This window comes from Bacillus cereus group sp. BfR-BA-01430 (genome assembly GCF_022663115.1).
Classification (GTDB): Bacteria; Bacillota; Bacilli; order Bacillales; family Bacillaceae_G; genus Bacillus_A; species Bacillus_A cereus_BD.
In genome coordinates, this window is record NZ_JAKUEW010000003.1 from 113,462 (window position 1) to 127,176 (window position 13,715).

The following is a 13,715-nucleotide window of genomic DNA, read 5'->3' on the forward strand; positions in this document are numbered from 1 at the left end:
TCTCTCTAACAATGCGAAGACTTTTATTTATGCTCTTCTAAAAACTGAAACAACTCCTGTAAATGCAGTGCATCTTCTCCATAGCTAACAGACACATAACTTACTCCATCAATTTCAGCACTCATATATAAATCGATTCCGTCACGATCATATTTTAATGCTAAATAGAACTCCATCTCTTCTAACATTTTCTTCGAAGTTCGAATGACATAATGATTATTTTCATCACGACCATATTCAAATTCAGGCTCAAAATCATATTTTTGTTTAAATGCTTCTTTTTGCTTATCATCAATCGGTATGCAAGTCGCTCTCTGCACTGCATCAATCATTCCGTCAAATTTTACTAAATCCATTTCTGTTACCCCCTTATATATTTCTTATATAACACCTGTGTTCCACTATTACTTTCCCCAGCTTCAATTAACTGCTCATATAAATCTTTTGCTAAAGATAAACCAGGTACAGGTAATTGTAACTTTTCTGCTTCATCTAATGCAATTTTCATATCTTTCATAAAATGTTTCACATAAAAACCTGGTTCAAAATCTCCTTTTAACATACGAGGAGCCAAATTGCTTAAAGACCAACTTCCAGCCGCTCCAGTTGCAATACTTTGCAATACTTTCTCTGGATCTAAACCGGCTTTTTGTGCATATGCCACCGCTTCACAAACACCTATCATATTCGATGCAATTGCAATTTGATTACACATCTTTGTATGTTGACCACTCCCAGCAGGCCCTTGCAATTGAATATTTTCACCTAGCATGTTAAAAAGCGGAAAACAAACATCATATACTTCTTGGTCTCCACCAATCATAATAGCAAGTTTCCCTTCCTTTGCACCAATATCTCCTCCTGAGACTGGAGCGTCTAAAGCATATATATTTTTTTCTTTCCCAACTTCATATATCTTTTTGGCTAATGTTGGTGTAGAAGTAGTGAAATCAATCGCAATCGTTCCTTCCTTTGCATTTGCTAAAATTCCATCCACTCCAAAATATATTTCTTCTACATCATGTGGATATCCTACCATTGTCATAACAACATCAACATTTTTCACCAAATCTTTTGGCGTACTACACCATTTCGCACCCTCTCTTACTAAAGAAGCTGCTTTTTCTTTCGTACGATTATACACATATACTGTATAACCCCCTTGTAATAAATGATGTATCATGCTTTTTCCCATTACGCCTGTGCCAATAAAACCAATTGATGAAATGTTACGCTCCATCTTCTCATCCCCTTTGTTCTAATAAATCGCTAACCATTTTTCGGAACTCTTTATTAAAATCATCGTCCATACTATTTTTTACATTCGAGAATAAAATAACAAAAATCCCTTTATCTTTATTAAAGTTATTAAATGTATTCCAACCAGCAAGTACGCCATGATTATGAAAATAATCATTATATATATAGAAACTATATGCATACTTGCGCTCAGGTGAAGGAGTGAACATCGCTTGTCTACTTTGCTCTGATAGAAGTTTCCCATTTATAATTGCCTCATCTAGCTTTTTCATATCCCCAACAGTCGTATACATCTCACCACATCCATATAACCAATCCATTCCTAATTTTGGTGCAAGTACAAGTAGATGATCTTGCTTTTTATATCCTTTGGCTAAATGCTGCTCTCCGGGCATCGCATTCCCCATCCCAGATTCATGCATTTCAGCTGGTCCAAATATATTCTCTTTTATGTATTCACCTAAAGGCTTTTTGGATATCGTTTCAACAATATAAGCAAGCACCATATAATTATAATCTGTATATCTCCATCCTGTTCCTGCTGGAAATTCTAGTTGTTGATTTCCAATCCAATTCACTAAATTCAAACGAGATGCAGGATTTACTCGTCCCTTCCCTTTCTCTGGTAAACCGGAAGTATGTGTTAACAAGTGATATATTGTGATATTTTTATCCGCTGGAAATGAAGGAATATATGTATTTACATTATCTTGAATGTTTAATTTCCCTTGCTCTTGAAGCTGTAAAATTGAAGTTGCAACAACAGTTTTTGTGATCGAACCAATGCGGTATTTCGTTTGTGGTGTATTTTCAAGTTTCTTTTGAACATCTGCATATCCATAACCCTTGTTTAATATAACATGTTCCTTATCTGTAATAAGAACGGTTCCATTAAAGGCTCTATCTTTTAAATATTGATCTAATTTTTGTGCGATGCTAGCATAATCAATCGGTGACTCCTTCTCTTCTTCCATATGATCTTGTAATTCAGCTTGTACAGAAGGAGTTACCTTTGAAGTTAGTACTTTTTGTTCTTTTGGTTCTCTACAAAAATAGTATACACTCCCGAATACGATAAAGCACAGCGAAAACATAATAACTACCTTTTTTATCATTTCAAAACCTCCACGGTTATTTCATTATAAACGATTCCTCTCCTATCTATTATCAAGCAACAAAAAAAAATCGCAACACTTTGTTGCGAAAAATTTACATTTTTCCTTTTCTATATATACGAACTTGATTTTTTCCATTTTGTTTCGCCTCATATAACGCAATATCCGCGCGTTGTATGAGTTCTTCTTTCGTTATCCCTTGTTCGTATAATGCAACCCCAAAACTCGCCGTAAGCTTTGAAATACTTGAGAATTGTTTTGTCTCAATAAAAAAACGTAATGATTCAGCAACTTGAAACGCTTCTTTTTCCGTTGTATCTGTTACAAGTATAACAAATTCTTCTCCACCCCATCGCGCAAACGTATAATTGGAATCAATTTTTGTTTTCATCAGCTCGGCTAACTGAATTAAGGCCAAGTCACCAAAATCATGCCCATACGTATCATTTACCTTCTTAAAATCATCTATATCAAAGAAAATAAGTGCCATTTTTTGACGATTACGCTGAGCATTTTTCCATACTTCTTCTAATATTTGTTGAAACTTTAAACGATTATATATTTCTGTCAAAGTATCAATTGTAGCAAGTCGCTCTTGTTCCTGATACAACTCATCTAATTCTGTAATATCCGTACACTTTACAATAAATCTAGATACATCTTCTGGTAAAGCAGCTGCACGTAATAAAAAAACAAACTCCTCTCCCTTATCATTATACATTTTGATTTTTCTAGCTTTTATTAAAGAATCATCGAGCCAAGTTATGTCATGGTCTGTAGCATAATAACCATGCTCTTGAATAAAATGTTCTGCAAATACGATATGATTTTCACGATAAGCCATTAAATTTTCATATCCAAAAAAGTGCAAAAAATTCGTATTACAATCAATAATTTCATCATCTTCAACAATAAACAACAAATCATTTTGAAAATCAAACATCATTTGCAGCAGTTCTTGTTGTAAGCCTAGTTGCTGTAGTAAAGATAATTGATAGAGCCCCCTATTCACTTCTTCTAATACAGCTTGAGGCGTTACTGGGGGGAGAACAATATTCCGTATCCCTATTTTCAACATATCTACAAATTTTGATGTCACAGGCTGATCCCAAATTACAATGAAAGCAATCTCCGAATCATATATCCGTTTTATATGTTCTACTTGTATACAATCTGATACATATATAATGACAACTTGTGGATGAACCCTTTCGAATAATCTCTCCCCTTCTGCAAAACTGCCCGCTATAAACATACATTTAGGATGTACCCTTTCTATTGCATGTTGATGCTTACAGCCTTCTTCTATATAAAGTACGTTCAACCGCAGATCTTGCAATACATTTTGAAAAACCGTATTCTCTAATAAAAAATGTAGTATGTTTATCACTGTTCTTCACTCACTTCATATATCTTGTTCTACTGAATTCCTCACGATCCTTTTATCTCGCTATTTTAGGGCAGTAAGACTCCTACCTTAAGATTCAGAGAGAAGCAAGGAAGATAGGCGGGAGCCTTACTGCCCGTAACAACCTGGTTCATGAATTAAGCCACCTATACAACTTCATGAACGAAATTTCTCACTTTATAGGAAACTATCATCAAAAGAACCCGATTGATGAGGTTTAATCGTCAGCAGGACGAAGAATTCTCCTACTGATAGGAGCTATATTTTCCCTATTCTCCAATGTGAATTATCTTTTTATTGTATGATTACACAAAGGATATCGTTTGTACGAACGCCCTCTTTCTTACTATTCGAGAAACTTGACAATTAAAATAGAGATATTATATTCTTTACAGTGACAACTTACTAAATATAAGTAATTTATAGACATTATTTCATAAAATTGATATGTAATTTGGAGGAAATATAATGACAAAACAAGATTTTTTTAGTGTTTTATACGAGCGTACATCGAATCGTGCATTCAACCCAGAAAAGGAGATTTCCGCTGAAGAACTTCATCAAATTTTAAAAGCAGCTGCACAAGCTCCATCTGCTTGGAACTTACAGCATTGGAAATTCCTTGTTTTTCAAGGAAAGGATGTTCAAAGTCGCCTACTTCCAATCGCATACAACCAACAACAAATTGTTGATGCCTCTGCTGTAGTAGCGATTTTAGGTGATTTAGAAGCATATAAGAACGTGGAAACGGTCTACGGTCCACTTGTGGAACAAGGATTGATGAAAGTAGAAGCGAAAGAACGATTAGCTCAAAATATTGAATCTGCATACAATCGTGAGCAGTATCCACGAGATGCAGCTTTCTCAAATGCATCATTAGCAGCAATGCAACTTATGCTTGCAGCAAAAGCAACTGGTTGGGATACTTGTGCAATTGGTGGTTTTCATTCACAAGCATTAATGGAAGAGTTTCATATTTCTTCTCGTTACGTCCCAATTATGCTTATTACAATTGGTGAATCTACCCTAAAAGGTCATCCTGCACCACGTATGAGTGTGGAAGAAGTAACAGAATGGGCAAAATAAAAAACGAAGGTGAATCCCTTCGTTTTTTTATTTCATCTATTTGTAATATATGTCATTTGAATTCGACATAATGATTAGAAATCATGCGATAAACTTATCTACCCTAGCAAAAAATGAAGTATTATGTCGAATTTTGTTGTACATTCGGAATATAAGGGTGCTTTTTTGTTACAATTATGATACAATAGTAACAAATAGATAACAAGAGAGGGATTTTTATTGAATTCATGTGGAAGCTTTATTGCATTTTTAAGCTATGCCGTTACTGTATTACTTCTATACTTTATTGGTGATGCTACAAATATTGCAATATTGCAATTCTCAAAAGAAAAAGCATTCCAACTAGAAGAGGGATTACATACCTCGCGATCGATCGCACCATTACTTTTAGCACTTCCCGTATATATAATCGTTTTATATAAAAGTAAAAAAGCGTAAAGACTACCTATTTCTTTTATGAAGGTGGTCTTTATTTTATGTAGAAAATAACCTTTTACAATTCTCTTCAAACTACCTCTACTTCAAGTGAATGAAAATAAGAAAATATCCTAGTAAAAACTACACGCTTTGTCCAATCATCCCCTATACAAAATACATACATTATAAATATGAAAGGGGTGATGAAGAGTATGTTTGGATCTTTTGGGTGTTGTGACAACTTTAAAGAAAGAGATCGCCATCATCATGAAAAAGAAGATTTTAATGGACGTTCTAATAGAAACTTTGATAGAAGATTTGCTGTATGTAACGTCCTTGAAAATGTTGCAATAGGAACTAACATTTCCCTTCTTACGTTAAAAGACAACGGAACATTCAATAACGTAATATTTCAAGGTTTTTGTAATGGAGTTGCATTATTCTCTGCCGGCGAAAATGGATTTGAAGATGACTTCACAGGACTTTTACGCGTTTGTCTAGATGATATTGTTGCTATCGCTATCTAATAATCTCTTGCCTACTTCATGTACAAAAAAAGCCCTGAGACCGATTTCATTGGCCTCAGGTTTTTTGTACTTAAATACTTTTTACTAATTCAACAACTTCTTCAGCCGTTGACATCATTAATGCTTTTTGTGCTAACTCTTCCATTTCTGCTTTTGACAATTTACTTAATTGTGTTCTTGCAGGAAGAATAGATGTTGCACTCATACTAAATTCATCTAATCCTAAACCTAATAATAACGGGATTGCAAGTGAATCTCCTGCCATCTCACCACACATACCAGCCCATTTTCCTTCTTTATGAGCAGCATCGATCACCATTTTTACAAGACGTAAAATAGCTGGATTATATGGTTGATACAAGTAAGATACACGTTCATTCATGCGATCCGCAGCCATTGTGTATTGAATTAAATCATTCGTTCCGATTGAGAAGAAATCAACTTCTTTAGCAAATTGATCTGCTAATACTGCTGAAGCTGGTATTTCTACCATCATACCTACCTCAATAGAATCAGAAACTGTTGTACCAGCTTTAACAAGCTTTTCTTTCTCTTCTAATAAGATTGCTTTCGCTTGACGGAACTCAGCAAGAGTTGCAATCATTGGGAACATAATTTTTAAGTTACCGTATACGCTAGCACGAAGTAATGCACGAAGCTGTGTGCGGAACACATCTTGCTCTTCAAGACATAAACGAATTGCACGGTATCCTAAAAATGGGTTCATTTCTTTTGGTAAATGTAAGTATGGAAGCTCTTTATCTCCACCAATGTCAAGTGTACGAACAACGACTGGTTGACCTTCTTTTACCCCTTCCAGAACTGCTTTATATGCTTCGAACTGTTCTTCCTCTGTCGGAAGGTTGTCACGACCCATATATAAGAATTCTGTGCGGTATAAACCAACGCCTTCTCCACCGTTGTCAATGATACCTTGTACATCATTTGGTGTACCGATATTTGCAACAAGTTCAACATGATGTCCATCGCTTGTTACAGTAGCTTGATCTTTTAATTTCGCCCATTCAGCTTTTTGCTCTTCAAATTTTATTTTCTTTTCTTCAAAAGTACGAAGAGTTTCTTCAGATGGGTTTACAATGACTTCTCCATCTAATCCATCGATGATTACAATATCGCCATTTTGAATTTTCTCCATCACTACTTTCGTACCAACAACAGCTGGAATTTCCATAGAACGAGCCATAATTGCAGAGTGAGATGTACGTCCACCGATATCAGTTGTAAAGCCTTTTGCATATGTGCGATTTAATTGTGCTGTATCAGATGGTGTTAAATCTTCAGCAATAATAATCACTTCTTCAGAAATTGTGCTTGGATTTGAGAAGTTAACTCCTAGTAAGTGTGCAAGCACACGTTTCGTTACATCACGAATGTCAGCTGCACGTTCTTTCATATATTCATTATCCATGTTTTCAAACATGGTAATAAACATTGTTGCAACTTCATCCATTGCGAATTCAGCATTTACTTTTTCATTTTTCACTTTATCCTTAACTGGATTTACCAACTCCGGATCATTCAATACTAGTAAATGCGCTTCAAAGATAGCAGCTTTATCCGCACCTAACTCAGCAAAAGCGTGGTCTTTGATTGCTTCTAATTCAGATTTCGCCTTCTCTAACGCAGCTTCTAAGCGTGTAATTTCTGCAGCTTCATCCGTAATCGTTTTCTTTTCAATGTTAAATTCAGGATTCTCAAGTCTGAAAGCCTTCGCAATAGCAATCCCACTTGATGCAGCAATCCCTTGAATATGAAGAGTCATTATTCTCCTAATCCTTCGTTTTTCATTGTTTCTTCGATAGCTGCTAGTGCTTGAGCTGCATCATCACCATTTGCAGTGATTTTAATTTCTGCGCCTTGTTGAATCCCTAAAGACATAACACCCATGATTGATTTTAAGTTAACATTTTTTCCGTTATATTCTAAGTTAATGTCAGCACCGAATTTACTTGCTGTGTTTACAAGTAGAGTTGCTGGACGAGCATGAATTCCTGAGTCACTAGTTACTTTAAAAATTTTTTCCATAGTTATTTATCTCCTTTAAAATACATAATTTTTAGTTGTATAGACGTGAGTACTACACTATCTATTTTATATAATAGGTGATATTCGGTCAACCACATCACCTATTATAATTATAAACATTTTGCGTCAATTTCTTACTGAATGTCAATAATTGCGGCTTCGCCTTTCTTGACAGTTCCTTCTTTTTTCAATATCACTTGTTGTCCTTGCTGTAAATTTGTAAAAATAACTGGTGTAATCGTAGACGGTGCATTTTCTTTTACAAATGCTAAATCTACTTTTAATAAAGGTTGTCCTTGCTTCACTTTATCACCTTGTGCAATAAGAGCTTCAAAGCCTTCACCATTTAATTTTACAGTATCAATACCAAAGTGAATTAAAATTTCTTTTCCACCTTCAGATTGAATACCAATTGCATGTTTTGTTGGGAATACATTGACGATTTCACCATCTACTGGGGATACAACTGTTCCTTCTGTTGGTTCAATCGCAAAGCCATCTCCCATCATTTTACCTGAGAACACTTGATCAGGTACTTCTGTAATCGGTAAAATTTTACCTTCAATTGGAGATACAAGCGTTTCATTTGTATCAGACTTTTGTACAACTTCTTCTACCTTTGCAGGCTCTTCTTTCTCTACATGAGGTGTACGGCCTGACATAATATCATGAATTTGTGATTTTAACGTATCAGACTTCGGTCCAAAGATTGCTTGAATATTATTTCCTACTTCAAGTACTCCAGCTGCTCCAAGCTCTTTTAGACGATCTTTATTTACATTTTTTTGCTCGTTAACTTGAACACGTAAACGTGTAATACAAGCATCTAAAGAAGCAATATTTTCCTTACCACCAAGCGCTGTTAATACTTCGCGTGGAAGTTCTCCTGCTTCTGTTTTTCCTGCACCGTTCGTATCTGTTGTTACTTCGCGACCAGGTGTTTTTAAATTCCATTTACGGATTGCAAAACGGAAGCCGAAATAGTAAATTACTGCAAGTACAAGACCGACAATAATTACCCACCACCATGGTGTACGTCCCGGCAGCACACCAAATAATAAGAAGTCAATTAAACCACCAGAGAATGTCATACCAATTTTAACACCTAAAATGTGCATTGTCATGAATGATAGACCTGCAAAAACTGCATGTATTCCAAACAGTACTGGTGCTACGAATAGGAATGAGAATTCAAGCGGTTCTGTAATACCTGTTAAGAATGATGTTAACGCAGCAGAACCTAAAATACCAGCTGCTAATTTTTTATTTTCTGGACGAGCTTCATGATACATTGCTAATGCTGCTGCTGGAAGACCAAACATCATGAATGGATACTTACCAGTTGTAAATGTACCTGCTGTTAATTCTACACCGTCTTTTAACTGTGCCATAAAGATTTTTTGATCACCGCGTACAAGTTCTCCTGCCGCATTTGTGTATTGACCAAATTCAAACCAAAACGGTGAATAGAAAATATGATGTAATCCAAATGGAATTAGTGAGCGTTCAATTAATCCGAAAATAAGTGCTGCTAACGTTTTATTCGCATCAATCATTTGATGTGAGAATGTATTTAAACCACTTTGAATATATGGCCATACAAAGCACATTAAAATTCCTAAAATTAATGAAAATGTTGCAGTTGCGATTGGTACGAAACGCTTACCTGCAAAGAAACCTAAGTATGGTGGCAATTCAATATTGAAATATTTATTGTAGCAATAAGCTGCTAATATACCAACGATAATACCGCCAAACACCCCTGTTTGCAGTGTTGGAATCCCTAATACATTTGCATACGCGGGATCTGCGAAACCGATTTTAACTGGATCTGACCCTGTACTAGTTACTTTCACGAACTTGTCTACTTCTAAGAACACACTCATCGTTTTGTTCATAATTAAGTAACCGACGAATGCTGCTAATCCAGCTACCCCGTCTCCACCAGCAAGACCAATTGCTACCCCGACTGCAAATAATAACGCAAGGTTAGCAAATATAATGTCACCAGATTGTTCCATGATTTTTGCAACCATGACAAACCAATCTGCCTTTAAAGCAGGAATTAGATTTGTTAACTGTTCATTTTGAAATGCGTTACCAAATCCAAGTAAAATCCCTGCCGCCGGTAAAATCGCTACTGGAAGCATAAGCGCTTTTCCGACTTTTTGAAGAACACCAAAGATCTTCTTAAACATGGAAAACCTTCCTCTCTTATCTATATTGTACTTTTCGACAAACGCCAAAAAGGCATGAGGAAAAAAGACAGAACGATAACTATACAAAGGGTAGTATGTCCCTTTCTTTAGCTTACATTCCTTACTTTTCTCTACTCATGCCTGATCGAATCAGTAACACGTGTCAAAAATAAGTTTACGTATAATTTCACTATTATTAAAGCAAATATTTTCACTACTCGCTTTAATTTGTTTGTCGAATTTTGTATAACTTTGCAAAACCTATTATACAAAACAATTGTAAGCGATTCAATCATTTTTTTTAACGTTTTCATTTTAGACAAAATTATATACTTGTTAGACGCGTTCTGCCTTTACTAATCGTTGCAAGTGCATCGTCAAATATATACTTTCCGCTTCATATACAGGGAGTTGCAATTCCTTTTGCATGACCTTAACAAGTTTCCATGCTAGGTTATAGTAAACTGGATATTCTGCCTTTAATAAATCAGCAAATCCTTGTGCTTCTTCTACTTTTTCCCCTTTTTTTACCCGTTCAATTGCATATTGTAAATGACGAATTAGACGTAAATAATGAATACTTTCTGGATCTAATGTAAGGTGTAAATTTGTCTCAATTAAAGTTACCAATTGGGCAATAAGACGGGAGTTTTGATTGACAGAAGCTAACTCAGAGTTTGTAAGCGAGCTATAAATATGAAGTGTAATAAATCCTATTTCTCCTTCTGGCAATGTAATTTGCAAACGAGAATTCAGCATTTGCACGACACCCGCGGCAATTTCATATTCTTTTGGATACAGCATTTTCGTCTCTACTAAAAAAGGATTATCAATGGTCAAACCTTGTTTTAGCCTTTTAATCGCAAAAGAGATATGATCTGTTAGGGCAATATGAATATGTTCATTTAATGGCGCTTGTGCTTTTTCTTGGATATAAAGCATAATATCATTCATTAGTTCAATGAACTGTTCACTTACATGCGGTACTAAAAGTTTATATTGTTCACGATCACGTTCATTTTTTAAAACAAACATTTTTTCAATTTGCTCCTGCTCAAGCACATCTTTTGCTTTTTTTCCAAATCCAATCCCTTTACCAATCACTACTACTTCCTTATGTTCAGAATGATTAGCGATGATAACATTATTATTTAAAACTTTTTTAATCTCTAGACAATTATTCATATAACACCACCCTCGTCCTTAAATAGCCTGCCTTTATGTTACAGAACATTCTTCTTTTTCGTCAATGAAAACATCTACTGTTCGCGAAAAAGTCGTTTTTTAGACATGTTTGCACGAGATGCGTATAATGTTAAGAGCAACCGTACATAGAAAGGAGCTCGGCTACAATGATTAAAATGTTTGTAAGTGATATTGACGGTACGATGATGCAGCATGGCGGTTTGATTGATAAAGAAGATATTGCGGCACTTCGTAGCCTCGCAGAGCACAATATAATACTTTGTTTTGCTTCTGGTCGACTGGATAATGAAATTGCTGATTTAATGAAAGAAGTTGGCACTCATTTCCACCGTATCAGTGTAAATGGTGTCTTTGTATATACACATGAAAATAAACAATTATTATCGGCCACATTTGATTCTGAAATTTTACCTGATCTGTTATCTATAACAAATGAAGAACCTTATTTTCGTTATGTAAGTGATGAGCACAATTATTACATCGAAGAAAAAACACCTTTTATCCATGAGCTTGAAAAACAAGTTACAATGACTTCTATCGAAGAACCTAATTTATTAAAAAAAATTGATGACACGATTTTCCCAAATAAAATTTCTGTCGGTGGTAAAAAAGAAGATTTACAAACACTTCAGAAGAAAATTAATGAAACATTTAAAAACAAAGTTAGCACGTTTATCTCTGCTGAGCAATGCTTAGATGTTATGCCTTCAAATATTAGTAAAGGCTCAGCCATTTCTGTTTTATCAAAAGAATTCCAAATAAATCCTGAAGAAATCGCTTGTATTGGTGACTCTTACAATGATATCCCTATGTTTCACCTTACACCTCACAGTTTTGCCATGTCACAAGCTGATGAAGAAGTGAAAAAGCACGCTAAACATGTTGTTCCTTCTGTAAAAGATGCTGTAAAACATGTTTTACACTATAATGCTACACAATATAAAAATACGACTCGTTCCAAGTAAGGACGAGTCGTATTTTTTATATTTCACAAAGTAAAGTTACTTATTTCGTGAAATATTCGTAATAAACTTATAACGATCACCACGATAGATACATTTTACGTACTCTAATGGTAATTCTCCTTCTGCATATGACCATTGTCTCATTACAAGCACAGGTGCTTTTTTAGGTATATGCAGATGTTCAGCTTCATCATCTGTTGCAATTGAAGCTTCAATTGTTTGTGCGGCACGAACAAGTTTAAAACCTAATTTTTTCTCTAAATGTTCGTATAAAGATTGTTGCAAAATTTCTTCGTTAATATCTTTCACAAGAGTTGGTGACAAATATGTTGTCTCGAAAGCAATCGGTTCATCATCAGCTAAGCGAATACGCCTCACTTCATAAATCGACTCTCCCTCTTGTATTCTAAGTCGATCCGCTATTTTAGCAGTAGCAGGAACTAGCTGAAAACTTAGTAATTGACTGCTCGGTTTCATCCCACGTGATAACATATCTTCAGTAAATCCCGTCATCCCTTGCAGTTTTTGTTCCACTTTTGGAAGTTGAACAAACGTGCCAATTCCACGTTTTCGATATAAATACCCTTGTTCCACTAAGTTATTAATTGCCTGTCTAATCGTCATACGACTTACTTCAAACTTATCACAAAGTTCATTTTCAGATGGAATTTTATCTCCCGGCTTCCATTCACCGTCCTCAATTAGCTGTTTCACCCACTCTTGAATCTGATAATAGATCGGAAATGGTGAATACTTGTCGATGTTCATCAGCAATCGCCTCACTGCATAAAGATAGAGCTTCTTGATCAGCGATTACGGTTACATTCGGATGACGCTGCAGAACTGTAGCAGGACACGCTTCGCTATACTCTCCTTGCAATAATTCCTTAACTGCTTCCGCTTTTTTCTGTCCCATAGCAACAAGTAGAATTTGTTTTGCTTTTATGATGCTTCCAATTCCCATCGTAATTGCATGCGTTGGTACATCTTCTTCTTTTTCAAAAAAGCGACGGTTTGCTTGGCGTGTAGACTCTGTTAATTCTACAATATGAGTTTGAGAATGAAATGGCGTTCCTGGCTCATTAAATCCGATATGACCGTTTTCACCGATTCCAAGAATCTGTAAGTCAACTGGGTTAGCTGCTAGAATGCCTTCATAACGCTTGCACTCTTCCTCTAAATCGTTTGCCATCCCGTTTGGTACATAAGTTTCTTTAAATGGAAGATGATCAAACAACTGTTCTTTCATAAAATAATGATAGCTGTTTTTATCTTCATGTGGTAAGTTTACGTACTCATCTAAGTTTACAGTGGTTACATGACTTGTATCAAGTTTATTTTTTCTTATTTCTGCATAAATTCCAAGTGGAGAGCTTCCTGTAGCCATTCCTAAAGTTGGATTTTCCTTTGATTTTACAACATTTTCGATTAATTTATAACCTGCTTTGGCTAATTCTTCTGGGGATTTTACAACAAGAATATTCATC

At 35.3% G+C, this 13,715-nt stretch carries 14 protein-coding genes; 4 read left to right on the forward strand and 10 right to left on the reverse strand.

Going from position 1 to position 13,715, the window contains the following annotated elements:
* Nucleotides 1–23 precede the first annotated feature (23 nt).
* The 4 genes from MR058_RS08820 to MR058_RS08835 form a co-directional block, all read right to left on the reverse strand.
* Nucleotides 24–356: a DUF3909 family protein gene (locus MR058_RS08820; protein ID WP_242143611.1), complete on the reverse strand. Its 333-nt coding sequence runs from the start codon at nucleotides 354–356 to the stop codon at nucleotides 24–26.
* Nucleotides 357–361: 5 nt separating this feature from the next.
* A complete protein-coding gene (locus MR058_RS08825; RefSeq protein ID WP_242143612.1) occupies nucleotides 362–1,240 on the reverse strand; it encodes an NAD(P)-dependent oxidoreductase in 879 nt (292 codons plus the stop codon).
* Between the two features lie 4 nt (nucleotides 1,241–1,244).
* On the reverse strand, nucleotides 1,245–2,375 hold the full coding sequence (locus tag MR058_RS08830; protein WP_242143613.1) for a serine hydrolase domain-containing protein: 1,131 nt from the start codon (nucleotides 2,373–2,375) through the stop codon (nucleotides 1,245–1,247).
* 94 nt (nucleotides 2,376–2,469) lie between these two features.
* The gene (locus tag MR058_RS08835) at nucleotides 2,470–3,762 is read right to left on the reverse strand and encodes a GGDEF domain-containing protein (RefSeq protein ID WP_242143790.1); all 1,293 of its coding nucleotides are present in this window, start codon (nucleotides 3,760–3,762) and stop codon (nucleotides 2,470–2,472) included.
* 489 nt (nucleotides 3,763–4,251) lie between these two features.
* On the opposite strand from MR058_RS08835, the gene MR058_RS08840 reads away from it, so the two are divergent.
* From MR058_RS08840 to MR058_RS08850, 3 genes are all read left to right on the forward strand, one after another.
* Nucleotides 4,252–4,869 (forward strand): nitroreductase family protein, encoded by a 618-nt coding sequence (locus tag MR058_RS08840; protein ID WP_242143614.1) that lies wholly within the window; start codon nucleotides 4,252–4,254, stop codon nucleotides 4,867–4,869.
* Between the two features lie 219 nt (nucleotides 4,870–5,088).
* A complete protein-coding gene (locus MR058_RS08845) occupies nucleotides 5,089–5,307 on the forward strand; it encodes a hypothetical protein (RefSeq protein ID WP_242143615.1) in 219 nt (72 codons plus the stop codon).
* A gap of 191 nt (nucleotides 5,308–5,498) precedes the next feature.
* Nucleotides 5,499–5,813, forward strand: coding sequence for a DUF3915 family protein (locus MR058_RS08850; RefSeq protein ID WP_242143616.1), 315 nt, complete (start codon nucleotides 5,499–5,501; stop codon nucleotides 5,811–5,813).
* Nucleotides 5,814–5,883: 70 nt separating this feature from the next.
* Here MR058_RS08850 and ptsP read toward each other — a convergent pair whose 3' ends face one another.
* The 4 genes from ptsP to glcT form a co-directional block, all read right to left on the reverse strand.
* Nucleotides 5,884–7,596 (reverse strand): phosphoenolpyruvate--protein phosphotransferase, encoded by a 1,713-nt coding sequence (gene ptsP, locus MR058_RS08855; protein ID WP_242143617.1) that lies wholly within the window; start codon nucleotides 7,594–7,596, stop codon nucleotides 5,884–5,886.
* Nucleotides 7,596–7,859, reverse strand: a complete 264-nt coding sequence (ptsH, locus tag MR058_RS08860) for a phosphocarrier protein HPr (protein ID WP_000411078.1) — start codon at nucleotides 7,857–7,859, stop codon at nucleotides 7,596–7,598. The genes ptsP and ptsH overlap by 1 nt, the downstream gene beginning before the upstream one ends.
* A 134-nt stretch (nucleotides 7,860–7,993) precedes the next feature.
* The gene (gene ptsG, locus MR058_RS08865) at nucleotides 7,994–10,057 is read right to left on the reverse strand and encodes a PTS glucose transporter subunit IIABC (protein WP_242143618.1); all 2,064 of its coding nucleotides are present in this window, start codon (nucleotides 10,055–10,057) and stop codon (nucleotides 7,994–7,996) included.
* Between the two features lie 336 nt (nucleotides 10,058–10,393).
* Entirely contained in the window at nucleotides 10,394–11,242 is an 849-nt protein-coding gene (gene glcT, locus MR058_RS08870; RefSeq protein ID WP_242143619.1) for a glucose PTS transporter transcription antiterminator GlcT, read from the reverse strand.
* A 167-nt stretch (nucleotides 11,243–11,409) separates the two neighbouring features.
* Between glcT and MR058_RS08875 the strand changes: the two genes are divergently transcribed.
* Entirely contained in the window at nucleotides 11,410–12,228 is an 819-nt protein-coding gene (locus tag MR058_RS08875; protein ID WP_242143620.1) for an HAD family hydrolase, read from the forward strand.
* A gap of 36 nt (nucleotides 12,229–12,264) precedes the next feature.
* Here the strand turns inward: MR058_RS08875 and phnF are convergent, their stop codons facing one another.
* Entirely contained in the window at nucleotides 12,265–12,996 is a 732-nt protein-coding gene (gene phnF, locus MR058_RS08880; RefSeq protein ID WP_242159503.1) for a phosphonate metabolism transcriptional regulator PhnF, read from the reverse strand.
* Nucleotides 12,926–13,714: a glucosamine-6-phosphate deaminase gene (locus tag MR058_RS08885; RefSeq protein WP_242143622.1), complete on the reverse strand. Its 789-nt coding sequence runs from the start codon at nucleotides 13,712–13,714 to the stop codon at nucleotides 12,926–12,928. The genes phnF and MR058_RS08885 overlap by 71 nt, the downstream gene beginning before the upstream one ends.
* Nucleotide 13,715: the final 1 nt, after the last annotated feature.

What these genes read in the sequence shown, in the direction of transcription:
- ptsP (WP_242143617.1), bottom strand. Translation starts at nt 7,596, where the DNA reads ATGACTCTTCATATTCAAGGGATTGCTGCATCAAGTGGGATTGCTATT.
- MR058_RS08850 (WP_242143616.1), top strand. Translation starts at nt 5,499, where the DNA reads ATGTTTGGATCTTTTGGGTGTTGTGACAACTTTAAAGAAAGAGATCGC.
- MR058_RS08875 (WP_242143620.1), top strand. Translation starts at nt 11,410, where the DNA reads ATGATTAAAATGTTTGTAAGTGATATTGACGGTACGATGATGCAGCAT.
- MR058_RS08885 (WP_242143622.1), bottom strand. Translation starts at nt 13,714, where the DNA reads ATGAATATTCTTGTTGTAAAATCCCCAGAAGAATTAGCCAAAGCAGGT.
- ptsH (WP_000411078.1), bottom strand. Translation starts at nt 7,859, where the DNA reads ATGGAAAAAATTTTTAAAGTAACTAGTGACTCAGGAATTCATGCTCGT.
- MR058_RS08830 (WP_242143613.1), bottom strand. Translation starts at nt 2,375, where the DNA reads ATGATAAAAAAGGTAGTTATTATGTTTTCGCTGTGCTTTATCGTATTC.
- ptsG (WP_242143618.1), bottom strand. Translation starts at nt 10,057, where the DNA reads ATGTTTAAGAAGATCTTTGGTGTTCTTCAAAAAGTCGGAAAAGCGCTT.
- glcT (WP_242143619.1), bottom strand. Translation starts at nt 11,242, where the DNA reads ATGAATAATTGTCTAGAGATTAAAAAAGTTTTAAATAATAATGTTATC.
- MR058_RS08840 (WP_242143614.1), top strand. Translation starts at nt 4,252, where the DNA reads ATGACAAAACAAGATTTTTTTAGTGTTTTATACGAGCGTACATCGAAT.
- MR058_RS08820 (WP_242143611.1), bottom strand. Translation starts at nt 356, where the DNA reads ATGGATTTAGTAAAATTTGACGGAATGATTGATGCAGTGCAGAGAGCG.
- MR058_RS08825 (WP_242143612.1), bottom strand. Translation starts at nt 1,240, where the DNA reads ATGGAGCGTAACATTTCATCAATTGGTTTTATTGGCACAGGCGTAATG.
- phnF (WP_242159503.1), bottom strand. Translation starts at nt 12,996, where the DNA reads ATGAACATCGACAAGTATTCACCATTTCCGATCTATTATCAGATTCAA.